Source organism: Rhodovulum strictum, from assembly GCF_009649175.1.
Taxonomy (GTDB): Bacteria; Pseudomonadota; Alphaproteobacteria; order Rhodobacterales; family Rhodobacteraceae; genus Rhodovulum; species Rhodovulum strictum.
The window spans coordinates 16153-41350 of the sequence record NZ_WJPO01000001.1 but is presented as its reverse complement, the minus strand read 5'-3'; the positions used below and the strand labels follow the sequence as shown (position 1 = coordinate 41350).

The window sequence follows — 25198 nt, the reverse complement described above, 5'->3', positions numbered from 1 at the left end:
CCTACACCAATCACGCCTCAGCGGAAAGCGTGGAGTTGCCCGCGGGTCGAGACGACGTAAAGCGTGCCGCCCGCCACGACGGGACGCGACGCCGCGCCTCCGGGCAACTCGACCGTCTGGACCAGCGCCCCGCTTTCGGGGCTGAAGGCACGCAACAGCCCGTCATCGGACGCCACCCAGAGCCGTCCACCGGCCAGAACCGGCCCGTAATGGGCATGGATCGCCTTGAACCGCTTGGGTTTTTCCTTGGTGAAATAGGGCAGGTCCACCGTCCAGATCGTGGCGCCGCTTGCCGCGTCCAGCCGCACCAGCCGCGCCTGGTCGGACACCAGGAACACCGAGCCCCCCACCGGCAGCACCGCACCATAGGCGCCTTCCTCGGCGGTCCAGAGCCGTTCGCCCGAACTGGCGGCCAGCGCCGCCGTGCGGCCCGACTGGTTGCCGACGTAAAGAACCTCGCCCGCGATCACCGGATCGGCGACCAGATCGGTCACATTGGCATAGACATGGCCGCGGCGCTGGCCCGCCACCGTCGCCTGCCAGACCCGCACGCCCGACTGGCGCAGCGTCGCCACCAGTTCGGCCGAGCCGAAGGGAAAGATCGCCAGCCGGTCGGACACCGCAGGCGCCGCCGCCCCGGTCATGCCCGCGGGCGAGGGCGTTCCGGGCAATTGCCATTGTACGCGCCCATCCTCGGCCCGGACCGCCCAGGCCCGGCTGTCGCGGCTGACCACATAGACCAGCCCATCGCGATAGGCAGGCGCCCCCGACACCGGCGCATCGGTGCGTTGCGTCCAGAGTTGTGCCCCCGTGGCGGGATCGAGCGCGACCAGCGATCCGAAGCCCGTTGTCGCGAACAGCCGCCCGTCGCCAAAGGCCAGCCCCCCGCCCGAGGCCGAGCGCGCACGTTCCGAGGGCGGTGTCAGATCGGCCGCCCACAGCACCTGCCCCCCGGTCGAAACCGCGGTGACCCGGCTTTGGGCGTCAAGCGTGAAGATGGCACCGCCCGCCACGACCGGGCTGGCGGTGATGCGGTGACGGCGCGTGTCGCCCTGCCCGATACTGGCCGACCAGATCCGCGCGGGTGCGGCCGAAAGCGCGGCATGTTCGGGCAGATGGGTGGCGCTGCCGCCGGGCTGGGGGTGATCGGCACGGGACACGGGTGCGGGAAGCGTGATCGCGACTGCGACCGGGGCCACCGGGGCGCTGGCCGCATCTTCGAGGCCCAGCGCCTCGCGCACACCCAGACGCTCGCCCGGCAGGATCGCCTCTTTCTGGCCGCATCCGGCCAGAAGTGCGACCGCCGTCAGGGTTCCGATTGCAGAAGCGAATTTCACCGCGCGAGTCCCCTCGTCAAACCAGAAACCGGGCCGTCAGCCCTCGTCGGACCCGCCGCCGAGCGCCACAATCAACTGAGAGGCGCGCTGACGCAAGCCCGCGCTCGCACCTGAATCCTCGACCAGCGCGCGCAGATGGCCAAGCGCGGCCGCCGGGTTGTCCGCGTCGATCTCGGCCAGCGCCATCTGTTCCAGCGCCAGCGGGCGGAACGGCCGCCCCGGCTCGGCCAGCGGGGCAAGGGTTTGCAGACGCTCCGCGGGGCTGGCCGCGCGCCCCTCGATCATCACCAGCTTGAGCGCGGCAAGATGGGTGTAATGCAGCGGCAGCGACGGATCGTCCGCCATCGCCCGCAAGGCCGGTGCCGCCTCGGCACCGGTTTCGCCCGCGATCAGCAGCTTGACCAGCCCGCGCGCCTCTCCGGTTGCGGGCAGCGCCTCGAGCGCGGCAACGCGCGCGGCCGGATCGGGCGCCTCCAGCGCGGTCAGGATGCCGTCGCCCAGCGCCTCGGCGGCCGCCCGGTCCTGCGCGGCACGCCATTCCCGCCAGCTTGCGCCGCCCACCAGCAGCAGTACCGCCAGCACCGCGATCCAGCCATAGCGGCGCATCCAGCGGAAAAGCCGGTCGCGGCGCACCTCTTCGGTGACTTCCTCGATGAAACTGTCGGGGTTGCTCATCCTGCCTCGCTCGGCCCGGTCAAGTCTGGCCTCGGGCCTCTCATACCCCAGCCCGGACGGGATTGCAAAGCCCCGCCGACCGGCGCGGCACAGGCTTGAAAGACGGGCGTTTGCGCTATAATCTGAACCAATTGGTTCACCCGATTGCAAGCATCCCGTCCCGGCCCGCGCGGCGGCGCCGAGTGCGGGAAAGGGACGCGGATAACCGACGAAAGAGGCAGAGCCCCGATGCGCTGGATCTCGATGCTCACCGCGTTGATGGTGTGCCTGTCCCTTTATCTGCTGCTGATGCAGCGCGAACGGGTGATGGCCTTCGCCGGGGCCGAGCCCATCCCCGCCACCGCCGAGGCCGCAGCGGAGGAGGCCGAGCGCCGGGTATCCGTCGTGGTGCAGAAAAGCCGGGCCGAGACGGTCCAGGGCGCGGTACGCGTGCGCGGCGAAACCCAGGCGGCGCGGCAGGTCGAGGTGCGCGCGGAAACCGGCGGGCGGGTGATCTCCGAGCCGTTGCGCCGCGGTGCGACGGTCGATGAGGGCACCGTCCTGTGCGAGCTTGATCCCGGCACGCGGCCCGAGGCGCTGGCCCAGGCCGAGGCGGCCCTGGCCGAGGCGCGCGCGCGGCTGCCCGAGGCACGCGCCAACGTGACCCAGGCCGAGGCCCGGCTGTCAGAGGCCGAGATCAACGACCGCGCGGCGCGGCGGCTGGCGCAGGACGGGTTCGCCTCGGACACGAGGGTTGCGGGCACGCAATCGGCGGTGTCTACGGCCGAGGCCGGGCTTGCCTCGGCACAGGCCGGGCTTGAGGCGGCGGAAACCGCGATCCGTGCGGGCGAGGCAAATGTGGCGGCGGCGCTGACGGAAATCGGGCGGCTGACCATTGCCGCACCCTTTGCCGGTCTGCTGGACGCCGACACGGCCGAGCTTGGCACGCTGATGCAGCCCGGCTCGCTTTGCGCAACGGTCATCCAGCTCGACCCGATCCATCTGGTCGGCTACGTCCCCGAAACCCAGCTTGACCGGATCGAGATGGGCGCACTGGCGGGCGGGCGGCTTGCCTCGGGCGCCGAGGTAATGGGGCGGGTCAGCTTTGTTGCCCGCACCGCCGATCCCGCCACCCGCACCTTCCGGGTCGAGGTTGCAGTCCAGAACGGCGCGGGCAGCATCCGCGCGGGCCAGGCCGCCGAGATGCTGATCGCCGCGCCCGGCCAGACCGCCCATCTGGTGCCGCAATCGGCGCTGACGCTTGACGATGCCGGGCGGCTTGGCCTGCGCCTGTCGGATGCGGATGCGACCGCCCGCTTCTACCCCGTCGAGATCCTGCGCGACACACTGGACGGGTTCTGGGTCGCGGGCCTGCCGGACGAGGCAGAAATCATCGTGGTCGGACAGGAATTCGTCACCGATGGCGTGCCGCTGGCCGTCAGCTATCGCGGAGCGCCCGAATGACCGGGATCATCGACTGGGCCGCCAGCCGCGCCCGGATGGTCGTGGCCTTCGTCATCATGTCGATCGTCGCCGGGTCCATGGCCTATGTCGGACTGCCCAAGGAGGGCGAGCCGGATATCGAGATCCCCGCCCTTTTCATCTCGGTCCCCTTCCCCGGCATTTCGGCCGAGGATGCCGAAAAGCTGCTGGTCAAGCCGATGGAGACGGAACTTTCCGATCTCGACGGTCTGGACAGCATGACCGCCACCGCGCGCGAGGGGTTTGCCGCGATCGCGCTGGAATTCGAATTCGGCTGGGACAAGACCAAGACCATCGCAGATGTCCGCGACCGGATGAACACCGCCGAGGGCAAGTTCCCGGCAGGCTACGAGAAATATTCGATCACCGAGATCAATTTCTCGGAATTCCCGATCATCATCGTGAACCTTTCGGGTCCGCTGCCCGAACGCACGCTCTTGCGCGTGGCCAAGGCGCTTCAGGACCGGCTGGAGGCGCTGGACCCGGTGCTTGAGGTCGTGCTGACCGGCCATCGCGACGAGATGGTAGAAGTCATCATCGACCCGCTGCGGCTCGAATCCTACAACGTCACCGCGGGCGAACTGATCGAGGTCGTGCGCAACAACAACCAGCTGATCGCCGCGGGCGAGGTCGACGCGCCGCAGGGCACCTTCTCGGTCAAGATCCCCGCCTCGTTCGGGGGTGTGCAGGACATCTATGCGCTGCCGGTCAAGGTGAGCGGCGACCGGGTGGTGACGCTGGGCGATCTGGCCGAGATCCGGCTGACCTTCGAGGATCGCACCTCGACCGCACGCTTCAACGGCGAGCCGACGGTTGCGTTGCAGATCGTCAAGCGCAAGGGCTTCAACATCATCGACACCGCCGCGCTGATCCGCAGCGAGGTTGCGGCCGCCCGCGCCGCCTGGCCTGAGGATCTGCGCGATGCGGTGATCGTCGGCACCTCGAACGACCAGTCGCACACGGTCGATTCGATGGTGCGCCAGCTCGAAGGCTCGGTCCTGACCGCCATCGCGCTGGTGATGATCGTGGTGCTGGCCTTTCTGGGCACCCGCTCGGCGCTGCTGGTGGGCTTCGCGATCCCCACCTCGTTCCTTTTGTGCTTCGTGCTGTTCGGCATCCTTGGCGTCGCGATCAACAACATCGTGATGTTCGGGCTGATCCTTGCGGTGGGCATGCTGGTCGATGGCGCCATCGTGGTGGTCGAATATGCCGACCGGCGCATCTCCGAGGGATCAGGCCCGATGCACGCCTTTTCCGAGGCTGCCAAGCGGATGTTCTGGCCCATCGTCAGTTCCACCGCCACCACGCTTTGCGCCTTTCTGCCGATGCTGTTCTGGCCCGGCGTCGCGGGCGAGTTCATGGGGATGCTGCCGATCACGCTGATCTTCGTGCTGTCGGCCAGCCTGATGGTGGCGCTGGTCTACCTGCCGGTGGTGGGGGGCGTCGCGGGCCGCTTCTCGCGCATCCTGTGGCGCATCACCACGCGCGTGCGCCCCTGGCCGCTGGCCACGCGCGCCGGGCTGATGGCGCTTGCGCTGGCACTGACCTTCCTTGCCGCGCTCAGGATGCTGAACCCCGCTTTCCCGGCCGCCTCGCCCGGGCCTTCGGGGCTGGCCGACATGCTGCCGGGCGTGCTGCTGTTCATGGCCGGGCTCGTGCTCTGTTCCATCGCGGTCAATGCCCTCAAGACCCCGCGCCGTCCGCCCGTGCGCGCAGGCTATCGACGCACCGCCTTTGGCCATGTGATCCGCGCGATTGCCGGAAATCCCGTCATGCCAGTTGTCACCGTGGCCGCCGTGCTGGCCTTCGTGGTCGGCGTGTTCCTTTATTTCGGAAAGCATAACAACGGGGTAGAGTTCTTCGTCCAGTCCGAACCCGAACAGGCCATCGTCTATGTCCGCGCCCGCGGCAACCTTTCGCTGGACGAAAAGGATGCGCTGGTGCGCCGGGCCGAGGCGGTGGTTCTGGCCGAACGCGGGGTGCGCAATGCCTTTGCCTTTGCCGGCGAAGGCGGGCTGAACTCGAACACAGCAGGCGCCAGCCCGCCGCTCGACACGATCGGCCAGATCCAGATCGAGCTGATCCCCTGGGAGGAACGCGCCGGGATTGTCGAGCTTGGCGGCCATCTGGTGCTCGACCGCATCATGCAAGGGCTGGCGACCATTCCGGGCATCCGCGCCGAGATCCTCGATCTTGCGATGGGGCCCGCCTCGCCCAAGCCGGTGCATCTGCGCGTGATGGGCGAGGATTGGGACAGCCTGACCGTCGCCGCCCGGACCGTGATCGCCCGGTTCGAGGCGACCGAGGGGCTGCGCGACATCGAGGATACGCTGCCCCTGCCCGGCATCGACTGGCAGATCGACGTCGATGTAGAAACCGCAGGCCGTTTCGGCGCCAGTGCAGCCAGTGTCGGCGCCATGGTCCAGCTTGTCACCCGCGGCATCCTGCTCGACACGATGCGGGTGCCCAGTTCCGACGAGGAAATCGAGATCCGCGTCCGCCTGCCTGAACAGGACCGGCTGCTGTCCACCCTCGACACGCTCAAGCTGCGCACCTCCGAGGGGCTGGTGCCGCTTGCGAATTTCATCACGCTGACCCCGGTGGAGAAACTCGGCCGGATCAACCGCGTGGACGGCAAGCGCTATTTCGACGTCAAGGCGGCTGTCGCCAGCGGGCTCGGCAACGAGGCAGGCGTACCGATCAACGCAAATGAACGCATCGCGCATCTGACCGAATGGCTGAACACCAACCCGCTGCCCGCGGGCGTCACTTGGGAATGGACCGGCGATCAGGCCGACCAGCAGGAAAGCTCGGCCTTCCTGTCCAAGGCCTTCGGCGCGGCGCTGGGGCTGATGTTCATCATCCTGCTGGCGCAGTTCAACAGCTTCTACAACGCGGTGCTGGTGCTGCTGGCGGTGGTGCTGTCAACCACGGGCGTCCTGATCGGGATGCTGGTGATGAACCAGCCCTTCTCGATCATCATGACCGGCACCGGCATCGTGGCGCTGGCGGGCATCGTGGTGAACAACAACATCGTGCTGATCGACACCTATCAGGAATACGCCCGCTACATGCCGCGGATCGAGGCCATCGTGCGCACGGTCGAAATACGCCTGCGCCCGGTCCTGCTGACCACGGTGACGACCATGGCGGGGCTCAGTTCGATGATGCTGGGGGTCAGCTTCGACTTCCTGAATGGCGGCTATACCATCGACAGCCCGACCGCGCTGTGGTGGAAGCAGCTTGCGACCGCGGTGGTCTTCGGGCTGGGCATCGCGACGCTGCTGACACTGGTCTTCACGCCCTCGCTGCTGGCGATCCGCGTATGGTTCTGGGCGGGGGTCTACGGCTCGGCCCGCCGCTTCATGGCAGCCATGGCCGGCCCCGACAGCGCCGCCGCCCGCGAGATCGCGCTGGACCAAGCCGCACGCGGCGTCGGCTCACCCCAGTTGCTGTGGTCCGACCTGCCCCCGGACGGCCCCGAGCCCGACAGCGCCAAGCCCCCCGGCACGCTCCGCGCCGCCGAATAGGGCGCAGGGCACATCATCACCGGGCTTCTTCTGGCCACAAATATCCAGATCCCGCGCTCACCACCCACCGCAGCGACCGGCAAGGAAAGCGCGCCATCCGTCTCACGCCGCTTCCACGTCCTCGTCCTCGCCCGCCTGCTGGCGCGCCCACATCGCCGCGTAGCGCCCACCGCGGGCGACCAGTGCCTCGTGGCTGCCGCGCTCGACCACCTGGCCGTCTTCCAGCACCACGATCTCGTCGGCATCGACGATGGTGGACAGCCGGTGCGCGATCGCGATCACCGTGCGCCCCTCGCCCATCGCCTTGAGCTGGGCCTGGATGCCTGCCTCGGTCTCGCTGTCCAGCGCCGAGGTCGCCTCGTCCAGCAACAGGATCGGCGGGTTCTTCAACAGGGTGCGCGCGATCCCCACCCGCTGCTTCTCGCCGCCCGACAGCTTCAACCCGCGCTCGCCCACCATGGTCTCGTAGCCCCTGGGCAGCCCCGCGACGAAATCGTGGATCTGGGCGGCGCGCGCGGCGGCCTCGATCTGCTCCCGCGTGGCGTCGGGGCGGCCATAGGCGATGTTGTAAAGGATCGTGTCGTTGAACAGCACGGTGTCCTGCGGCACCACCCCGATCTGCGCATGCAGGCTGTCCTGCGTGATGTCGCGCACATCCTGACCGTCGATCAGCACCGCGCCACCCGTCACATCATAGAACCGGAACAGAAGCCGCCCGATGGTGGACTTGCCCGCCCCCGACGGCCCGACAATGGCCACCTTGCGCCCCGCGGGCACCTCGATGGTCACGCCCTTCAGGATCGGCCGCTCGGCATCATAGCCGAAGCGGACATCGCGGAACGCAACCGCGCCGCCCGTCACCGCCAGCGCGGGCGCGCCGGGCTTGTCCATCACTTCGGCGGGCTGTTCCAGCAGGGCGAACATCTCGGCCATGTCGACCAGGCTTTGCCGGATCTCGCGATAGACGGTGCCCAGGAAATTCAGGGGCATGGTGATCTGGATCATGTAGGCATTGACCATCACGAAATCGCCCACGGTCAGCTTGCCCGCCTGCACCCCCATCGCCGCCATCACCATCACCGCGACCAGACCGCCGGTGATCAGCAGCGCCTGCCCGAAATTCAGGAAGGCGAGCGAGAGCGAGGTCTTGATCGCGGCATCCTCGTAGCCCTCCATGGCGCGGTCGTAGCGGTCTGCCTCGCGGGCCTCGGCGCCGAAATACTTGACCGTCTCGAAATTCAGCAGGCTGTCGATCGCCTTCTGGTTGGCGTCGGTGTCCTGGTCGTTCATCTTCTTGCGGATCTTCAGCCGCCAGTCGGTCACGACGAAGGTGAACTTGATATAGGCCGCGATGGTGACAGCCACCACGGCCAGATACCAGATGTCGAAGGCGACATAGAGGATCACCCCTACCAGCGCCAGTTCGATCACCAGCGGCCCGATCGAGAACAGCAGGAAGCGCAGCAGGAAATCGACACCCTTCACGCCGCGCTCGATGATGCGCGACAGCCCGCCGGTCTTGCGCGTGATGTGATAGCGCAAGGACAGCCGGTGGATATGGGTGAACGTCTCCAGCGCGATCCGGCGCAGCGCCCGCTGCCCCACCCGGGCAAAGATCGCGTCGCGCAATTGCTGGAAGCCGGTATTCATCAGCTTGGCCATGCCATAGGCAATGGTCAGCCCCACCGCGCCCACCGCCATCAGCATCGCCTCGGGCGCGCCCTCCCCGGTCAGGCTGTCGACGGCGGCCTTGTAGAAGAAGGGGGTGATGACCGCGACCACCTTGGCCAGCACCAGCGCCAGCATCGCCAGCACCACGCGGCGTTTCACCCAGCCCTGCCCCTCGGGCCAGAGATAGGGCGCGACCTTGCGGATCGTGCGCATCCCCTGACTGCGGTCAAGCTGCGAGAGATCGGCAGTGGTGGGGCGGCGTCCGCGGCGCATATGCAGGGTCCGGTTGGGAAAGTTCCCTGAACCTAATGCCCGAAAAGGGGAAAGACCAGTGACGCAGTCACTCGGGCAGGGTGAAGATCTGGCCCGGATAGATCAGGTCGGGGTCGCGGATCTGGGCTCGATTGGCGCTGAAGATCTTCACGTACTGGATCCCGCTGCCATAGGTCCGGTCGGCGATGCCCCACAGCGTGAAGCCCGGCTGCACGGTAATGACCCGCGCCTCGGCACCGCCGGGGGCAGCGGTCGAGGCAAGGGCGGCAATCTCGTCGGGCGGTTCGCGCCGGAACGGGGTCTCGAACCGGGCCGAAACGCTGCCATCTGGGTTCAGCAGGTCGGCGCGCAGCGTGTAAAGCCCCGGCGCCACCGCGTCGAGCCGGTGCGCCCAGCGCCCCGCATCGTCGATCCGGCCCCCGGCAATGGCGGCATTGTCCAGGTAAAGCCGCAGCGCGCCCCCGGCCTGACCGCGCCCCGACAGCGCCACCGCGCCATCCGCATCGTAGGCGATGGCCTCGATCAGCACGCCCGCGATGCCCGGCGGCAGATCGCCCTGGGGCGGCTGCAACACGCGCACCCCGCCCGCATCCGACAACAGGACCTCGGGCGCGCGGGGCGAGGCGGGTTCTGGCGTGGCGGGAGCTTGCGGTTCGGCCAGATCCGCGGCGGGCACCCCCGCCGGGGCGTCCGGTTCGGGCTGGTCGGCCGCGATCCCGACAGCTTGCGGCGCGGGCACGGGCGCCGGCGCCAGGAACACCGTCGCGCCCGACGCGATGGTTAGCCCGTCGGCAAGCTCCATCCGCAATGACAGCGCCCGCGGCACATCGGACGGGGGCAGATCCGCGAACAGGCTGAACGACCCGTCTGATCCCGCCTCGGCCCGTGCGGCCTCGTCGCCCTCGACCAGCAACACCACGATGCTGCCCGGTTCGGCCCGCCCCGCGATCAGCGCATTGCCCGCCGGATCGACGCGCACCACGTCGAAGCCGGGCGGCGCGGGGACCGCCTCTGCCGCATCGTCCGGGGCGGATTGCTCGGTGACCGGGGGTGCGGGCTCGGGCGCCGGGGCGTCCTTGTCCCGGCTGAGAAACCAGTTCAGCACCATGAGCACGATCACGATCTCGCCCACGATCAGGGTCCAGGCCAATGGACCCAGTTTCCGCTTGCCATCCGACATCGCCCGGCCTCCATGGCGGTTCGCCCCGCGCTTGCCGGACCATAGCAACCCCGGTATCACGGGTCCAGAAATCCCATGAAAAGGTTCCCCCGATGCCCCCCCAGCCCCCTTCGATCTGCGTCTTCTGCGGCTCGCGCGACGGGCGCGACCCGGCCCATGCCGCCGCGGCCGAAACCTTCGGGCGTGCCCTGGCCGAAGCGGGCTGGCGGCTGGTCTATGGCGCAGGGGATGTGGGGCTGATGGGGCGGGTGGCGCGCAGCGCGCAGATCGCGGGCGGACAGACCTTTGGCGTGATCCCGGTGCATCTGTTCGACCGCGAGGTGGGCAAGCGCGACCTGACCACCTTCATCGTCACCGAGAACATGCACGAACGCAAGAAGGTCATGTTCATGAACTCGGACGCGATCGTGGTGCTGCCCGGGGGCGCGGGCTCGCTGGACGAGTTCTTCGAGGTGCTGACCTGGCGGCAGCTGGGCCTGCATGCGAAGCCGATCTTCCTGCTCTCGACCGACGGGTTCTGGACGCCGCTGACCGCGCTCATCGACCATTTCATCGACGAAGGTTTCGCCGAGCCCAGCCTGCGCGACTATTTCGGCGTCGTGCCCGACGTGCCCGAATTGCTGGACGCCCTGCGCGCCGCCCTTTCGCCGCGCAGGCTTTCGGCCGAGTAAAGCGCCAGCGCCGCCCAGATCAGCGCAAAGGCCATGGCGTGCCACGGCGTGAACGCCTCGCGGAAAACCAGCGTCGCGACAAGGAATTGCAGCGTGGGATTGATGTACTGCACAAGCCCCACCGTGGCATAGCTGACCCGCCGCGCAGCATAGGAGAACAGGATCAGCGGCGTCGCGGTCAGGGGGCCTGCCAGCATCAGCAGAAGGCTGTCGGACAGGTCATGGCCGAAGGCGCCCAGATGGCGCCCGGTCAGCCCGGTCCAGCCCTGCGCATGCACCCCCCAAAGCCAGACCAGCGCCAGCGGCGCCAGCAGCACCACCTCGGCGGTGACGGACACCACCGGTCCTGCCGCCACGCCGCGCTTGACCAGCCCGTAGATCCCGAACGTGCCCGCCAGCGCCAGCGAGACCCAGGGCGCGACCCCAAGCCCCCAGGTCAGCCCGGCCACCGCGACACAGGCTAGGCCAACCGCCACCCATTTCGGCACGGAATGCCGCTCGCCCAGGAACAGGAAGCCCAGCGCCACCGCGACCAGCGGGAAGATGTAATAGCCAAGCGACGCCTCGACCGCGTGGCCGATCTGGATCGAATAGATGAACAGGAACCAGTTGGCCGAGATCATCAGCGCCGCCAGCGCCACCAGCGCCAGCGCGCGCGGCCGCGCCATCAGCGCCCCGATTTCCGCCAGCCGCCCCTGCCCGGCCAGCACCAGCCCGAAAAAGACCAGCGACCAGAGCGTGCGATGGCCCAGCACCTCCTCGGGGGGGACATGTGCGAGCAGCTTGTAATACATCGAGGACAGGCCCCAGATCACGCAGGCCGCGACCATCGCCAGGATGCCCTTGCGCGCCTCCTCCACTCAGCGCGCCGCCATGAAGCGGGAAAGGCGCGCAAGTCCTTCCTCGATATCCGCGGTCGAGCGCGCATAGGAAAAGCGCAGCGTGCCTGCGCCACGCAGGGGATCGAAATCCAGCCCCGGCGTCACCGCAACCCCGGCCTTTTCCAGGATCTCGGCGGCAAAGGCGCGGCTGTCATCGGTCAGGTCCGAGACATCGGCATAGACATAGAACGCCCCGTCCGGCGGCGCGATCTTCGTGAAGCCCGCCTTGGGCAGCCCCTCCATCATCAGCGCGCGATTCCGCCGGTAGACCGCCATGTTGGCCTGCAACTCGTCGGTGCAGTCCAGCGCGGCCAGCGCCACCACCTGGCTTGCATGGGGGGCGCAGATGAACAGGTTCTGCACCAGCCTTTCGATCCGGCGGATGTGATCCTCGGGCACCACCATCCAACCGACGCGCCAGCCCGTCATCGAGAAATACTTGGAGAACGAGTTGATGACATAGGTCTGATCGGTGATTTCCAGCGCGGTCACGGCTTTGCGGTCATATTCGATGCCGTGATAGATCTCGTCCGAGATGAAGGCCGCGCCGCGATCAGCACAGGCCCCGATCAGCGCGGCCAGCGCATCGCGGTCCAGCATCGTGCCCGTGGGATTCGCGGGCGAGGCCACCAGAAGCCCGTCCAGTTCTGCGGGCAGGTCTTCGGGCACGGGCTGATAGCGGTGCTGGGCCTCGGTGCCGATCATCACGGTTTCCAGCCCCAGCGCCTGAAGGATCGCCTTGTAGGACGGATAGCCCGGCGCCCCGATGCCGACCCGCGCGCCCACATCGAACAGCGCGGTGAAGGCCAGCGTGAAGCCCCCCGACGAGCCCGGCGTGATGACCACCCGCTCGGGGTTCAGATCGACGCCATACCAGTCGCCGTAAAGCCGCGCGATGCGGGCGCGCAGTTCGGGCAGGCCCAGACCCACGGTATAGCCCAGCGCGTTCTCCTCCATCGCGCGCGCCAGCGCCGCGCGCGCCGCGGCGGGGGCGGGCGTGCCGGGCTGGCCGACCTCCATATGGATGATGTGCCGGCCCGCAGCCTCGGCCCGGGCGGCGGCCTGCATCACATCCATCACGATGAAGGGATCGACATCGCCGCGGCTTGAAACCCTCATGCCCGACTCCTTAGGGTGCCTGTCATGCAGGCTTTCTTCCAGCGCGGGGAAACAACGTCAATGGCAGCCATCCGGCATGTCCTGGGGCTCGGACTGGTGCTGATGCTCGCCCTTGCCCCGCTGGCCGCCCGCGCGCAGGGCCTGATCCGGGATGCCGAGATCGAACATGCGCTGCGCCAGCTCGCCCAGCCGCTGGCGGCCGAGGCGGGGATCAGCCCCTCGGCGCTGCGCATCCTTCTGATCGCAGATGACAGGCTGAACGCCTTTGTCGCCGACGGGCAGACGATCCTGATCAATTCGGGGCTGGTGCTGCGGCTGGAAAGCGCCGCGCAGCTTCAGGCGGTAATCGCGCACGAGATCGCGCATATCGCGAACGGCCATATTACGCGCAGGCTGGCGAACATGCGCAGCGCGCAATCGACCGCGGCCCTGGGGCTGATGATGTCGCTGGCCGTGGGTGCCGCCACCGGCAGCGCCGAGGCGGGCGCGGGGCTGGCCATGGGCACGGCCTCGTCGGCGCAGCGGCTGTTCTTTGCCCATACCCGCGCCGAAGAAGCCTCGGCCGATCAGGCCGGTCTGCGCTACATGGCGCGCGCCGGGATCGACCCGCAGGCGATGGTCGAGGTGCTGGACCTGTTCCGCGGCCAGGAGGCGCTGAGCGCCTCGCGCCAGGATCCCTATGCCCGCACCCATCCCCTGTCGGCTGATCGGGTGCGCGCGCTCAAGGGCTACGCGGCGGCCTATGGCGGGCAGACGCAGAAGAACGAGACGGCCGAGTACTGGTTCGCCCGCGCCAAGGGCAAGCTGGGGGCATTCCTTCAAAACCCGCGCTACACGCTCCGGCGGGCCGAACGGGACCAGAGCGCGGTTGGCATGATGCGCCGCGCCGTCGCCCATCACCGCACCCCCGCCCCGGACAAGGCGCTAGCCGAAATGGCCCGGCTGGAGGCAGCGCGGCCGAACGATGCTTATGTGCATGAACTCAAGGGCCAGATCCTGCTGGAATCCCGCCGTGTGGGACCGGCGGTCAATGCCTATGCCCGCGCCGCCGCCCTTGCCCCGAATGAACCCCTGATCCTTGCAGGCCATGGCCGCGCGCTGCTTGCGCTGGAGACCGCCGAGGGCAACCGGCAGGCGCTGGCGGTGCTGGAACGGGCGCGCGGGCGCGATCCACATGACCCGCGGATGCTGCGCGATCTGGCGCTGGCCTATGCGCGGGCGGGCAATAACGGCATGGCCTCGGTCGCGACGGCCGAACGCTATGCGCTGGCCGGACGGATGGATACGGCCGCAACCCATGCCACGCGGGCGTCGGGCCTGTTGCCGCGCGGCTCGCCGGGCTGGCTGCGGGCGCAGGACGTGCTGAGCGCGGCCGAAGGGGCGGGGCGCCGGCGGTGAGGATCGTGCTTGCGCTGGCGCTTGCGGCCCTGCCCCTTGCGGCGGGAGCGTCGGGTCTGGACCCCGAGGCGCGCGCCGCCTTCCGCGCCGAGATCCGCGCCTATCTGCTGGACCATCCCGAACTTATCGACGAGGTTCTGGCCGAGGCCGAGCGGCGGCGCTTTGGCGATGCCGTCTCGGGCGATCTTGCGCTGATCGCGGCGCATCGCGCCGCACTGTTCGACGACCCGGCCGACTGGACCGGCGGCAACCCCGAAGGCGATGTGACGCTGGTGGCCTTCGTCGATTACACCTGCGACCGCTGTGCCCCCGCGCTGGCGGCGGCCCGCGCGCTGGCGGCCAGCGATCCGGGCCTGCGGCTTGTGGTCAAGGATGCGCCCGCCCCTGAGGACGAAACCGCCGCGCGGTTCGCCCGGGCGGTGCTGGCACTGTCCGGCCCTGACGCCTATTTGCGCGCGCAGGACGCGCTGTTCGCGGCGCCGGACATGCAGCAGGGCACGCTGGACGGCATCGCCCGCGCGCTGGGGCTCGACCCCGCGGCGGTCGCCGACCGGATGGCCGATCCCGCGATCGCGGCCGCCCTTGCCGCCAACCGCGCGCTTCTCGATGCGCTCGACCTTGGACCCGCCCCCGCCTATGTGTTCGAACGCAGCCTTGTGCGGGGCGATCTGCCCGAGGTGGCGCTGGCCGCGATCGCGCAGACGATGCGCCGCAAGAATTGACCGCAGCGGGCGAAATTGACCATTGGCCCAGCCCGCGCGATGTGCTGCAACGGGGCAACCCGGAAATGGAGAACGCCACATGACCCGCCTGCCCGCCGCAGCCCTGCTGAGCCTCGGCCTTGCCCTGCCCGCCCAGGCCTTCGACATGGCCGCGATGTCCGAGGCCGAGCGCGAATTGTTCCGTGCCGAGGTCCGCAGCTACCTGCTGGAGAATCCCGAGGTGCTGATGGAAGCGATCAGCGTGCTGGAACAGCGCCAGGCCGAAGCGCAGACAGCCAATGACGAAACGCTGGTTCAAGTCAACGCCTCCGAGATCTTCGAGGACGGCCATTCCTGGGTCGGCGGCAATCCCGAGGGCGACGTCACCCTGGTCGAGTTCGTCGATTACCGCTGCGGCTATTGCCGCAAGGCGCATGACGAGGTCGCCGAACTGGTGGCGAGCGACGGCAATATACGCCTGATTATGAAGGAATTCCCGATCCTTGGCGAACAATCGGTGCTGTCCGCCCGATTCGCCGTGGCGACGCTTCAGATCGCCGGGCCGGACGCCTATGAGAAAGCGCATGACGCGCTGATTACCTTCCGTGGCAATGTCACCGAGGACAGCCTGAAAGACCTTGCCGCCACGCTGGGGATCGACGGTGCCGCGATTCTGGCCCGCATGACCGCGCCCGAGGTCGATGCGGTGCTGGCCTCGAACCAGAGCCTTGCCCAGCGGATGCAGATCTCGGGGACACCGACCTTCATCGTCGGTCCGCAGATGCTGCGCGGCTACATGCCGCTCGACGGCATGCGCCGGATCGTGTCCGAGATTCGCGAGAACTGAGGCGCAACGCCCACCGCGGGGCGGGCAGCGCGCCTTACTCTGCCGCCTCGGCCTCTGACGCCGCGCGCGCGGCGTCGATCTCGGCGGCCTTCTTCTCGACCTCGGCGACGATGCGCTCGATCATTTCCTCGTTGGCGATGCGGTGATCCTGCTTGCCGGCAAGATAGACCATGCCATGCCCGGCCCCGCCGCCGGTAAAGCCCACATCGGTCATCAGCGCCTCGCCCGGGCCGTTCACCACGCAGCCGATGATCGACAGGCTCATCGGCGTCTTGATATGCTCAAGCCGCTTTTCCAGTTCGGCAACCGTCGAGATCACGTCGAAACCCTGCCTTGCACAACTGGGGCAGGAGATGATGTTGACGCCGCGATGGCGCAGGCCCAGTGATTTCAGGATCTCGTAGCCGACCTTGACCTCCTCGACCGGATCGGCCGAAAGTGAGACGCGGATCGTGTCGCCGATCCCCGACCACAGCAGGTTGCCCAACCCGACGGCCGACTTGATCGTGCCCGACACGAAGCCGCCCGCCTCGGTGATGCCCAGATGGATCGGCGCATCCGTCGCCTCGGCGATGCCCTGATAGGCGGCGGCGGCAAGGAAGACGTCGGACGCCTTCACGGAAATCTTGAACTCGAAGAAATCGTTGTCTTCAAGGATGCGGATATGGTCGAGCGCGCTTTCGACCATCGCTTCGGGGCAGGGCTCGCCATATTTGTCGAGCAGGTGCTTTTCCAGCGAGCCCGCATTCACCCCGATCCGCATCGAACAGCCATGATCGCGCGCGGCCTTGATCACCTCGCGCACGCGCTTTTCGTCGCCGATATTGCCCGGGTTGATCCGCAGGCAGGCCGCGCCCGCCTCGGCCGCCTCGATGCCGCGGCGGTAGTGGAAATGGATGTCGGCCACGATCGGCACCGGGCTTTCGGCGACGATTTCCTTCAGCGCCTTCGACGACGCCTCGTCCGGGATCGAGATGCGCACGATATCCGCCCCCGCCTCGGCCGCGCGCTGGACCTGTTCTATCGTCGCCCGGATGTCGGTGGTGACCGTATTGGTCATGGTCTGCACCGAAATCGGCGCATCGCCCCCTACGGCGACGGGGCCCACATGAATCTGGCGGGACTTGCGGCGTTCGATATGGCGCCAGGGGCGCACGGCATGCAGCGACATCGGGGTTTCCTGTCCGGCGAAGAGAGCGATTTCGCCCCATGGATAAAGGATTGGCCGAGTCGCCGCAACGCGCGCTGACGCGCGGGCGTCATTCGGTCCCGTTGCCGTCCCCGTTCATCGCAAGCGCGACCGCCAGATCGGGATCGGCGCCGACATTGGCGATCTGGAACCGTTCGGTCAGCGCCTCGGCAGACAGTTCGACATTCCGGGCGACCTGCGCACCGGGCGCGGCAGGGCCATAGGTCTGGCCGTTGACCGCGAAATAGACCGCGCCCGAATTGCCTGCACGCAGCCGCGCCGGCTGATCGGTATCGGGCAGGACATAACGCTCACCCGCATCGAGGATCTTTTCCAGAAGCACCGATCCATCCGCCGCGGACACCCGCACCCAGGCGGGCCGGACCGCGATGATCGCCACTTCGGGCAGGCGCGACTCGGCCACCACCTGCACCTGTCCGGGAATGGCGGAGTCGGACCGGTCGGTCGTGGCGCCAGAGGCGAAACGCTGCTCGGTCGAGCGCTCGGCGACCAGAACCCCGATCTCGCCCGGATCAAGCGTGGCGATGGGGCCATCGCGCGGAACCAGAACGGGGCGGTCCAGCACCTGCGGACGATAGAGCCGGTCCAGCGCCTCGGTCGTGGGCGGGGTCATCGGCGCCTGGGCCAGGATGGTTTCTTCGGTGGTGGCAAGCGGATCCACATCGGCCAGCAGGCCGGGCTGGTGATCGAGCGGCGCCAGCTTGACCTGCTGGATCTGCTGCAACACCGACCAGCCACCATAGCCCAGCACCCCCATCAGGGCCAGCAGAACCGCCAACGAGCCGATGGCGCCGGGTTCGATTCGCGACAGGAACGCCTCGCCGCGCGGCACGAAGATGGCATTGGGATCGGCCAGCGGATCGCGCACCTCGGACGGCTTGCGGCGTTGCGCGGGTTTCGGCGTGGTGGCGGCGGGGCTCATGCCGTGGACGGTGGCGAAATTGCCTTCGTCGCAGAATCGCCGATACGCCCATTCGGGATCGAGCCCCAGATAGCGGGCATAGGACCGCACATAGCCTGCGATGAAGCCGGGGGTCTCGAAGGCGGTGGGGTCGGCATTCTCGATCGCGGCGATATAGGTCGCGCGAATCTTCAACTCGCGCTGCACATCCAGAAGCGACTTGCCCAGCGTTGCGCGTTCGCCGCGCATGACATCGCCCAGACGCAACTCATAGGCGTCGAATCCCTTGGGTATGTCCTGAGAGCCCTCAGCCGCGATGCGCGACTGCCTGCGCCTGATCATCAGTACCGTCCCGTGCCTGCCTTTGTTGCCTCAGGTCCGGCGGCGATCCAGGGGAATCGCCGCCTTCCGTCCTGAAAACTATCACAAGCTCGGGAGTGCTGCACCCGCAGAACGCTGTCAGGCCGTAAGCTCGGCGCGATTCAGCGCACAATGCGACCAGTACTCGTCCATCGCGCGGACCAGCAGATCCATCTGTTCCTGGGTATGCACCGGCGAGGGCGTGAAGCGCAGCCGCTCGGTGCCGCGGGGTACGGTGGGGAAGTTGATCGGCTGGACATAGATGCCATAAAGCTCCAGCAGCTTGTCCGAGATCAGCTTGGTATGGACCGGGTCGCCCACGATCACCGGCACGATATGGCTGCCATGGTCGATCACCGGCATCCCCAGCCCCTTGAAGCGCGCCTTGAGCACGCGGGCGCGGTCCTGGTGCTTTTCGCGCAGCCGCGTATCACCCTTGAGGAACCGCACCGAAGCGGCGGCACCGGCAGCAACGGCAGGCGGCAGCGAGGTCGAGAAGATGAAGCCCGGCGCATAGGACCGCACCGCGTCGCACATCTTGGCCGAGGCCGCGATATAGCCGCCGAACACGCCATAGGCCTTGGCCAGCGTGCCGTTGATGATGTCGATGCGGTGCATCAGCCCGTCACGCTCGGCCACACCGGCGCCACGCTCGCCATACATGCCGACGGCATGGACCTCGTCGATATAGGTCAGCGCGCCGAACTCGTCGGCAAGGTCGCAGATCTCCTTGATCGGGCCGAAATCGCCATCCATCGAATAGACCGACTCAAAGGCGATCAGGATCGGCCGACCCTTCTCGACCTTCTCGAGGATCTGGCGCAGATGCGCGACGTCGTTGTGGCGGAAGACATGCTTTTCGCAGCGACCGCGCAGGATCCCCTGGATCATCGAGGCGTGGTTCAGCTCGTCCGAGATGATGACCAGATTCGGGAACAGCACCGGCAGCGTCGACAGCGTCGCGTCATTGGCATTGTAGGCCGACGAAAAGACCAGCGCGGCCTCTTTCTGGTGCAGATCCGCCAGTTCGGCCTCGAGTTGCTTGTGATAGACCGTGGTGCCCGAGATGTTGCGCGTGCCGCCCGACCCGGCGCCGGTGGCCTTCAGCGCCTCATGCATCGCGTCCAGAACGACCGGGTGCTGGCCCATCCCCAGATAGTCGTTTCCGCACCAGACCACGATATCCTGTTTCCCACCATCGGGACGGCTCCAGACGGCGTTGGGGAACTGGCCCTTCCGGCGCTCGATGTCGATGAAGGTGCGGTAGCGCCCCTCGTCGTGCAGCCGGTTGATGGCCGTGTCCAGTGCTGCGGAATAATCCACCGGGTCTCTCCTTGCGTTTTCGGACCCCGAAAGGTCTCTGGCTGCCCGGTGATCGTTCCCCGCGGCGCGGGGGCCGTCCGGGTCCTCCGTTTTTGTACGGGCGTCTTTCGGCGCCCCCTCGTGGCCCCGGCCGCACCCCTCTCGGGGACGCGCGGCGGCGCCGCTCCTCTTCTCCCTGCGCGCCCTTCTTATCCGAAAAACGCCGGTTGTCTAAGTGTGTTGCTGTGGATCCCGCCCGTCTTCCGCAATCCTTCGCCGCATTCCGTCTGCCGAGTGGTCCTCGCGGAACCCTTTGCCCCTACGGGCAACCCGGCGGCCGGGATACGACGCGATTCCGTCTGTCGGGTGGCTCGCGCGCTCCACATCTTCCTCACGTTAATGGCAACAAGCATCGCCAGACTTTGACCTCTGTCAAGTGAAACTGACAGAGATGCTGTCAATTGAACTGGACATCCGGAATCAGCGGTCGGCGACGACCACGCGGCAATCGTCGCGGGCCGATTGACGGGCGCAGCTTGCCACAGCGTCGCGCCCGGCCTCGGCGCCCCTTGCGACCGCCCAGATGCCCGTCGCAGGCGATATCGCCAGCGCCTTGGCGCCCCGCGCCGGGCGATAGGTCTTGCGCAGGCCCTCGCTGGCATCTGCGCTCAGGCTGATCTGCCGGGGCGTCCAGCCGATCGGCCGGATCTCGGCGACGATCACGCAGGCCGGCCCGCCCTTGCGCACCGAATCGCACCCTTTCAGCGCCGCGATCCGGGCGGACTCGACATCGTGGTAATTCGCCGCCGCCACCGTCGCCTCGGATCGCAGCCCCTCACCCGGCGCCGCCGCGATGGCGCCGTAATATTTCTGCTGCGTCGCGACGAAGTCCAGCACTGTGCGATCCTTTGCCGACAGGAAATCCAGCGCCATCACCGTGACCTCGACCCCCGAGGGCTCGAAGATCTGGGCCCGCGCGGTCGCGCCGTCCAGGGGCTCGGCCGACGCTGTGCTCGCCGCCAGCGCAGTCACCAGTCCCAGAAGGATCGCCCGCATCGCCGCCTCCGAAGCCTTGTTGTCCGGGCGTCAGACTAGCGCGGCGCCAGGGGGACCGCCAGCCCGCGGTCAAAGCCCTGCCCCCACTGGACAGCGCCCGCGCCCCTGTTACGCTCCGCCCCGACCCTGCGAACCCGGAGCCGCCCCATGACCCTCGAAGCCGTCCTGTCCCGAATCGACGCCGATCTGCCCCACGCGCTCGACCGGCTGATGGCGCTGATGCATATCCCCTCGATCTCGACGGACCCGGCCCATGCCTCCCATTGTGCCGCCGCCGCCGACTGGCTGGCCGAGGATCTGCGCGCCATCGGCTTCGACGCCCGGCCCTGCCCCACGCCCGGCCATCCGATGGTGCTGGGCAAGGGGGGCGAAACGGGGCCGCATCTGCTGTTCTATGGCCATTACGATGTCCAGCCCGTCGATCCGCTGGAATTGTGGCACCGCAACCCGTTCGAGCCCGCGATCGAGGAAACCCCGCGCGGCCGGGTGATCCGCGGCCGCGGCGCGTCCGACGACAAGGGGCAGTTGATGACCTTTGTCGAGGCATGCCGGGCGTGGAAGGCGGTTCACGGCGCCCTGCCCGCCCGGATCACGATGTTCTTCGAAGGCGAGGAGGAATCGGGCTCGCCCTCGCTGGTGCCGTTCCTCGAACAGAATGCCGAGGCCCTGAAGGCCGATATCGCGCTGATCTGCGACACCGGCCTGTTTGCCGAGGGCACGCCCGGCATCGTGACCATGCTGCGCGGACTTGTCGGCGAGGAGGTGACGATCACCGGCCCCGCGATGGACCTGCATTCGGGCATGTATGGCGGGGCGGCGATGAACCCGATCCGCGTTCTGGCCCGCATCATCGCCGCGCTGCATGATGCCGATGGGCGGGTGACGGTGCCCGGCTTCTATGATGGGGTCGAGGAATTGCCCGACGCGCTCGCCCGGCAATGGCAGGGCCTCGGCTTCGACGCGGGCGCGTTCCTGGGCGAGGTCGGGCTGTCGCATCCCGCCGGCGAAAAGGGGCGCACGCCGCTTGAAATGATCTGGTCGCGCCCGACCTGCGAGCTGAACGGCATATCGGGCGGCTATGCGGGCGCGGGTTTCAAGACGGTGCTGCCCTCGAAGGCATCCGCCAAGATCAGCTTCCGCCTTGTCGGCCACCAGGACCCGCTGGCAATCCGCGAGTCGTTCCGCGCGATGGTCCGCGCCATGCTGCCCCCCGATTGTTCGGTCGAATTCCACGGACATGGCGCCTCGCCCGCGGCGCAGATGTCGATCGCCGATCCCGCCTTCGAAAAGGCGCGCGCCGCACTGTCGGCGGAATGGCCGAATCCGGCGGCCTTCATCGGCTCGGGCGGGTCGATCCCGGTGGCGGGCCATTTCAAGGACATGCTGGGGATGGACTCGATGCTGATCGGCTTTGCCCGCGACGATGACGCGATCCATTCGCCGAACGAGAAATACGACGTCGCAAGCTTTCACAAGGGCATCCGAAGCTGGGCGCGCATCCTCGCTGCGCTGGCCGCCTGACGCGCCACCCGGACCGGGCGCAACCGCGCCGCGCCGCTGGCGCGGCGCCACGCCCAACCGGAGGCGACGGCGCCAGCCGCCAACGCAGCGCGGGAGCGCCCGGCTTTCGGTCCTCAGCCCCGCCGCAGCGCCATCCGGCCCAGCTTGGCCAGAGCCACCAGCCAGGGCGCAGCGTGCAGGCCCAGATCGAAGATGTCGATGCCGCGCCGCAACTCGCCCGCCGCCAGCATCCTGAGCTTTTCCCAGACATGCGGCTCGGGCACGAAGGGGGCCAGCCCCACCGTCAGCACCAGAAGCAGCGCCAGCCATAGCGGCAACGCGTCGAGCAGGCGGGCCATGAACGCTCCGAAGCTTGGGAAAGTGGCGCGGTTGACGGGGCTCGAACCCGCGACCCCCGGCGTGACAGGCCGGTACTCTAACCGACTGAGCTACAACCGCGCATCTCGCGGGGCATATCGGACGGGCGATGGCGCGGTTGACGGGGCTCGAACCCGCGACCCCCGGCGTGACAGGCCGGTACTCTAACCAACTGAGCTACAACCGCAGCGCCGTCCGGGCGCGCCCGGCGTGAGGTGCCTTTTAGGCCCCCCCACCGGCGGCGTCAAGCGCCTCGCGACCGGAAAATCGGGTCGCGTTCAACCTTCCCCGCCTCAGCCGAGGATCTCGAAGCGGTCCACATCCACCATCCCGCGATCGGTGATCTTCAGCGCCGGAATCACCGGCAGGCACAGAAAGGCAAGTTGCAGGAACGGCTCTTCCAGCGTCACCCCCAGCGAGCGCGCCGCGGACCGCAGATGGTCAAGCCGCGCCTCGACGATCTCGAAGGGCTCAAGGCTCATCAGCCCCGCCACCGGCAGCGCCAGCTCGGCCAGAATCGTCCCCTGCCCCGCCACGACGAATCCGCCCTCGATCTGGCTCAGCCGCATGACGGCGCGCGCCATGTCATCCTCCGACATGCCGACCACGACGATATTATGGTGGTCATGGCAGACGGTCGAGGCGATGGCGCCCTCGGTCATGCCGAATCCGCGGACGAATCCGACCGCGATATTGCCGTTCTGGCCATGCCGTTCGACCACCGCGATCTTGGCCAGCCCGCGCGCCGGATCGGCGCGTTTCTCACCATCTTCGGGGATGATCTGCTCGACCAGATGCTCGGTCAGGATCTTGCCCTCGATGATGCCGATCACATGGGTCTCGGCCGTGTTCGCCGCGGCGCGAAAGCTTTCGGGCGTCACCACAGGCGCCCGGACAGAACTGCGGCCCACCGGCGCGATCTCGTCGCGCGCGTCGAACGCGGCGTCGTCGACCACACGCCCGCCCGCGATCACCAGGTCCGCCCGGCAGTCCGCCAGATCCGCCAAGGCCACGATATCGGCCCGCCGCCCCGGCGCCACCAGCCCGCGATCCTTCAGCCCGAACGCCTCGGCCGCCGACAGGGACGCCGCGCGATAGACCGCCAGCGGGTCGCTGCCCTGCCCGATCATCCAGCGGATCATGTGGTCGAGATGGCCGTATTCGGCAATGTCCAACGGGTTCCGGTCATCGGTGCACAGGCACATATAAGGCGCGGTGCGTTCGCTCAGCAGCGGGCGCAGCGCCGCCATGTCCTTGCTGACCGAGCCTTCGCGGATCAGCACGCGCAGGCCGCGCTGCAATTTCTCGCGCGCCTCCGCGGCGTTCGTCGCCTCGTGCTCGGTGCGGATGCCGGCGGCGACATAGCCGTTCAGATCGCGCCCCGACAGAAGCGGCGCATGCCCGTCGACATGGCGGCCCCGGAACGCCTCGAGCTTGGCCAGAACCTCCGGATCGCCCGCCAGAACACCCGGATAGTTCATCATCTCGGCCAGCCCGATCACGCGAGGATGATCCATCAGACGCGACAGATCCTCTGCCCCTATCCGCGCGCCTGCGGTCTCCATCGCGGTCGAGGGCACGCAGGACGAGAGGTTCACGCGAATGTCCATCACCGTGCGCGCAGCCGCATCGAGGAAATATTCGATCCCCGGCAATCCGATCACATTGGCGATTTCATGCGGGTCGCAGATCGCGGTGGTCACGCCGCGGGGGCAGACGCAGCGGTCGAATTCGAAGGGCGTGACAAGGCTGCTTTCGATATGCAGATGCGTGTCGATGAAGCCCGGCACCAGCGTCAGGCCGGAAACGTCGATCACCTGCCGCCCCTCATAGGCGGCGCCGATCCCGACAATGGTTTCGCCGCAGATCGCCACATCGCCCGGGATCATGTCGCCGGTCACAAGGTCGAACACGACGCCGCCTTGCAGAACCAGATCGGCGGGGACCAATCCCCGGCCCTGGGCGATCAGATCGGACAGCGGACGGGTCATGGGCGTCTCCTTTCGAGCCTTTTGCCTGACCCTCGCAGGGGATGGCGGCAGGATCAAGACAGGGCGCCATGGTGGGCGATGAGAGACTCGAACTCCCGACATCCTCGGTGTAAACGAGGCGCTCTACCAACTGAGCTAATCGCCCGCCCCGAAGCCTTTAGACCGGGGCGGCCCGCTGCCGCAAGCCCCCGGCAGCAGAAACCGGCAAGCAGACGCCCGGCGTGAACCGCCTGTTAACCAGTTCCGGTGTTTCCTTCCTGTTGCCCGATTTCTGCCCGAAACGCGGGGATTCCTGAGGGCGCAGGAGGTGGCTCACATGGCTGTTGCAATCGTTCTCTTTTCCGTGCTGACCGGCGCGCTGTCCGCAGGCGTTGCCGCCTTCGTGTGGGAGGCTGGCATTCTGGGCATCGCCCTGGCCTATTGGCTGGGCGGAATGGCGGGTGCGATGGCCCTGATGCTGCGCGCAGCCCTGCTGCCGGACGCCGGGGGCGAATGCTGCGGCGACGCCCGGAGCGCGCGCGTCACCGCCTGACCTGCCGGCCGCGCGCGACGCGGCCCGTAGCCCATCAGGATTTTCAGCCAAGGAAACAGGGTGCCCGGCCAAGGCGCCCTTGCTGCGTTTCGGCGGGCGATGCGATACGGCCCGCCTTGCACGCAACGCACGGTTTCGACGGCACGCGCGACCCCCGAAAGCCTCTGCGCGTCGCGTGGCCGACGCCATTAACCCAGCGGGCTAAGGCGTCCGCGGCAGCGGGG

The 25198-nt window shown here is 68.0% G+C and carries 20 protein-coding genes and 3 tRNA genes; 8 read left to right on the top strand and 15 right to left on the bottom strand.

Going from position 1 to position 25198, the window contains the following annotated elements:
* Window positions 1-17 precede the first annotated feature (17 nt).
* Window positions 18-1337 carry a PQQ-like beta-propeller repeat protein gene (locus tag GH815_RS00190; protein ID WP_343030588.1) on the bottom strand — a complete coding sequence of 440 codons (1320 nt, stop codon included), beginning with the start codon at window positions 1335-1337 and terminating at the stop codon, window positions 18-20.
* Window positions 1338-1373: 36 nt separating this feature from the next.
* Window positions 1374-2012, bottom strand: coding sequence for a hypothetical protein (locus GH815_RS00185; RefSeq protein WP_153746722.1), 639 nt, complete (start codon window positions 2010-2012; stop codon window positions 1374-1376).
* Window positions 2013-2240: 228 nt separating this feature from the next.
* On the opposite strand from GH815_RS00185, the gene GH815_RS00180 reads away from it, so the two are divergent.
* A complete protein-coding gene (locus GH815_RS00180) occupies window positions 2241-3455 on the top strand; it encodes an efflux RND transporter periplasmic adaptor subunit (RefSeq protein WP_153746721.1) in 1215 nt (404 codons plus the stop codon).
* Window positions 3452-7003: an efflux RND transporter permease subunit gene (locus GH815_RS00175; RefSeq protein ID WP_153746720.1), complete on the top strand. Its 3552-nt coding sequence runs from the start codon at window positions 3452-3454 to the stop codon at window positions 7001-7003. The genes GH815_RS00180 and GH815_RS00175 overlap by 4 nt, the downstream gene beginning before the upstream one ends.
* A gap of 102 nt (window positions 7004-7105) precedes the next feature.
* On the opposite strand, the gene GH815_RS00170 is transcribed toward GH815_RS00175, so the two are convergent.
* Both GH815_RS00170 and GH815_RS00165 read right to left on the bottom strand, forming a co-directional pair.
* A complete protein-coding gene (locus GH815_RS00170; RefSeq protein WP_153746719.1) occupies window positions 7106-8947 on the bottom strand; it encodes an ABCB family ABC transporter ATP-binding protein/permease in 1842 nt (613 codons plus the stop codon).
* A 67-nt stretch (window positions 8948-9014) separates the two neighbouring features.
* The gene (locus GH815_RS00165) at window positions 9015-10127 is read right to left on the bottom strand and encodes a LysM peptidoglycan-binding domain-containing protein (protein WP_153746718.1); all 1113 of its coding nucleotides are present in this window, start codon (window positions 10125-10127) and stop codon (window positions 9015-9017) included.
* Between the two features lie 92 nt (window positions 10128-10219).
* On the opposite strand from GH815_RS00165, the gene GH815_RS00160 reads away from it, so the two are divergent.
* Window positions 10220-10798 carry an LOG family protein gene (locus GH815_RS00160; protein WP_153746717.1) on the top strand — a complete coding sequence of 193 codons (579 nt, stop codon included), beginning with the start codon at window positions 10220-10222 and terminating at the stop codon, window positions 10796-10798.
* On the opposite strand, the gene rarD is transcribed toward GH815_RS00160, so the two are convergent.
* The gene (gene rarD, locus GH815_RS00155) at window positions 10714-11658 is read right to left on the bottom strand and encodes an EamA family transporter RarD (RefSeq protein WP_343030587.1); all 945 of its coding nucleotides are present in this window, start codon (window positions 11656-11658) and stop codon (window positions 10714-10716) included. The two genes, GH815_RS00160 and rarD, sit on opposite strands and share 85 nt — an antisense overlap.
* Window positions 11659-12798 (bottom strand): pyridoxal phosphate-dependent aminotransferase, encoded by a 1140-nt coding sequence (locus GH815_RS00150; protein ID WP_153746716.1) that lies wholly within the window; start codon window positions 12796-12798, stop codon window positions 11659-11661.
* A 60-nt stretch (window positions 12799-12858) separates the two neighbouring features.
* Between GH815_RS00150 and GH815_RS00145 the strand changes: the two genes are divergently transcribed.
* The 3 genes from GH815_RS00145 to GH815_RS00135 all read left to right on the top strand — a co-directional run bounded on the left by GH815_RS00145 (window position 12859) and on the right by GH815_RS00135 (window position 15744).
* Window positions 12859-14196: a M48 family metalloprotease gene (locus tag GH815_RS00145; protein WP_153746715.1), complete on the top strand. Its 1338-nt coding sequence runs from the start codon at window positions 12859-12861 to the stop codon at window positions 14194-14196.
* Window positions 14193-14918 carry a thioredoxin domain-containing protein gene (locus GH815_RS19095; RefSeq protein WP_153746714.1) on the top strand — a complete coding sequence of 242 codons (726 nt, stop codon included), beginning with the start codon at window positions 14193-14195 and terminating at the stop codon, window positions 14916-14918. The genes GH815_RS00145 and GH815_RS19095 overlap by 4 nt, the downstream gene beginning before the upstream one ends.
* A 79-nt stretch (window positions 14919-14997) precedes the next feature.
* A complete protein-coding gene (locus tag GH815_RS00135; RefSeq protein WP_153746713.1) occupies window positions 14998-15744 on the top strand; it encodes a DsbA family protein in 747 nt (248 codons plus the stop codon).
* A 34-nt stretch (window positions 15745-15778) separates the two neighbouring features.
* Here GH815_RS00135 and ispG read toward each other — a convergent pair whose 3' ends face one another.
* The 4 genes from ispG to GH815_RS00115 form a co-directional block, all read right to left on the bottom strand.
* Window positions 15779-16915, bottom strand: a complete 1137-nt coding sequence (gene ispG / locus GH815_RS00130; RefSeq protein ID WP_153746712.1) for a flavodoxin-dependent (E)-4-hydroxy-3-methylbut-2-enyl-diphosphate synthase — start codon at window positions 16913-16915, stop codon at window positions 15779-15781.
* A gap of 88 nt (window positions 16916-17003) precedes the next feature.
* Window positions 17004-18197, bottom strand: a complete 1194-nt coding sequence (locus GH815_RS00125; RefSeq protein ID WP_153746711.1) for a helix-turn-helix domain-containing protein — start codon at window positions 18195-18197, stop codon at window positions 17004-17006.
* A gap of 117 nt (window positions 18198-18314) precedes the next feature.
* A complete protein-coding gene (hemA, locus tag GH815_RS00120) occupies window positions 18315-19538 on the bottom strand; it encodes a 5-aminolevulinate synthase (protein ID WP_343030585.1) in 1224 nt (407 codons plus the stop codon).
* Between the two features lie 459 nt (window positions 19539-19997).
* Window positions 19998-20573 (bottom strand): 5-aminolevulic acid synthase, encoded by a 576-nt coding sequence (locus GH815_RS00115; RefSeq protein ID WP_153746710.1) that lies wholly within the window; start codon window positions 20571-20573, stop codon window positions 19998-20000.
* A 147-nt stretch (window positions 20574-20720) separates the two neighbouring features.
* On the opposite strand from GH815_RS00115, the gene GH815_RS00110 reads away from it, so the two are divergent.
* Window positions 20721-22094, top strand: a complete 1374-nt coding sequence (locus GH815_RS00110; protein ID WP_153746709.1) for a M20/M25/M40 family metallo-hydrolase — start codon at window positions 20721-20723, stop codon at window positions 22092-22094.
* Window positions 22095-22207: 113 nt separating this feature from the next.
* Here the strand turns inward: GH815_RS00110 and GH815_RS00105 are convergent, their stop codons facing one another.
* From GH815_RS00105 to GH815_RS00085, 5 genes are all read right to left on the bottom strand, one after another.
* Window positions 22208-22432, bottom strand: coding sequence for an RND transporter (locus GH815_RS00105; RefSeq protein ID WP_153746708.1), 225 nt, complete (start codon window positions 22430-22432; stop codon window positions 22208-22210).
* 23 nt (window positions 22433-22455) lie between these two features.
* Window positions 22456-22532 (bottom strand) — tRNA-Asp (locus GH815_RS00100).
* A 29-nt stretch (window positions 22533-22561) separates the two neighbouring features.
* Window positions 22562-22638, bottom strand: a tRNA-Asp gene (locus GH815_RS00095).
* Between the two features lie 106 nt (window positions 22639-22744).
* On the bottom strand, window positions 22745-24442 hold the full coding sequence (gene ade / locus GH815_RS00090; protein ID WP_153746707.1) for an adenine deaminase: 1698 nt from the start codon (window positions 24440-24442) through the stop codon (window positions 22745-22747).
* A 69-nt stretch (window positions 24443-24511) separates the two neighbouring features.
* Window positions 24512-24587 (bottom strand) — tRNA-Val (locus tag GH815_RS00085).
* 171 nt (window positions 24588-24758) lie between these two features.
* On the opposite strand from GH815_RS00085, the gene GH815_RS00080 reads away from it, so the two are divergent.
* The gene (locus tag GH815_RS00080; protein ID WP_153746706.1) at window positions 24759-24974 is read left to right on the top strand and encodes a hypothetical protein; all 216 of its coding nucleotides are present in this window, start codon (window positions 24759-24761) and stop codon (window positions 24972-24974) included.
* The last annotated feature ends 224 nt before the right edge of the window (window positions 24975-25198 follow it).

Excerpts from the sequence above, each read along its gene's own strand:
- GH815_RS00185 (WP_153746722.1), bottom strand. The coding sequence starts at position 2,012 with ATGAGCAACCCCGACAGTTTCATCGAGGAAGTCACCGAAGAGGTGCGC.
- GH815_RS00180 (WP_153746721.1), top strand. The coding sequence starts at position 2,241 with ATGCGCTGGATCTCGATGCTCACCGCGTTGATGGTGTGCCTGTCCCTT.
- GH815_RS00175 (WP_153746720.1), top strand. The coding sequence starts at position 3,452 with ATGACCGGGATCATCGACTGGGCCGCCAGCCGCGCCCGGATGGTCGTG.
- GH815_RS00170 (WP_153746719.1), bottom strand. The coding sequence starts at position 8,947 with ATGCGCCGCGGACGCCGCCCCACCACTGCCGATCTCTCGCAGCTTGAC.
- GH815_RS00165 (WP_153746718.1), bottom strand. The coding sequence starts at position 10,127 with ATGTCGGATGGCAAGCGGAAACTGGGTCCATTGGCCTGGACCCTGATC.
- GH815_RS00160 (WP_153746717.1), top strand. The coding sequence starts at position 10,220 with ATGCCCCCCCAGCCCCCTTCGATCTGCGTCTTCTGCGGCTCGCGCGAC.
- GH815_RS00150 (WP_153746716.1), bottom strand. The coding sequence starts at position 12,798 with ATGAGGGTTTCAAGCCGCGGCGATGTCGATCCCTTCATCGTGATGGAT.
- GH815_RS00145 (WP_153746715.1), top strand. The coding sequence starts at position 12,859 with ATGGCAGCCATCCGGCATGTCCTGGGGCTCGGACTGGTGCTGATGCTC.
- GH815_RS00135 (WP_153746713.1), top strand. The coding sequence starts at position 14,998 with ATGACCCGCCTGCCCGCCGCAGCCCTGCTGAGCCTCGGCCTTGCCCTG.
- ispG (WP_153746712.1), bottom strand. The coding sequence starts at position 16,915 with ATGTCGCTGCATGCCGTGCGCCCCTGGCGCCATATCGAACGCCGCAAG.
- GH815_RS00125 (WP_153746711.1), bottom strand. The coding sequence starts at position 18,197 with ATGATCAGGCGCAGGCAGTCGCGCATCGCGGCTGAGGGCTCTCAGGAC.
- GH815_RS00115 (WP_153746710.1), bottom strand. The coding sequence starts at position 20,573 with ATGCGGGCGATCCTTCTGGGACTGGTGACTGCGCTGGCGGCGAGCACA.
- GH815_RS00110 (WP_153746709.1), top strand. The coding sequence starts at position 20,721 with ATGACCCTCGAAGCCGTCCTGTCCCGAATCGACGCCGATCTGCCCCAC.
- GH815_RS00105 (WP_153746708.1), bottom strand. The coding sequence starts at position 22,432 with ATGGCCCGCCTGCTCGACGCGTTGCCGCTATGGCTGGCGCTGCTTCTG.
- ade (WP_153746707.1), bottom strand. The coding sequence starts at position 24,442 with ATGACCCGTCCGCTGTCCGATCTGATCGCCCAGGGCCGGGGATTGGTC.
- GH815_RS00080 (WP_153746706.1), top strand. The coding sequence starts at position 24,759 with ATGGCTGTTGCAATCGTTCTCTTTTCCGTGCTGACCGGCGCGCTGTCC.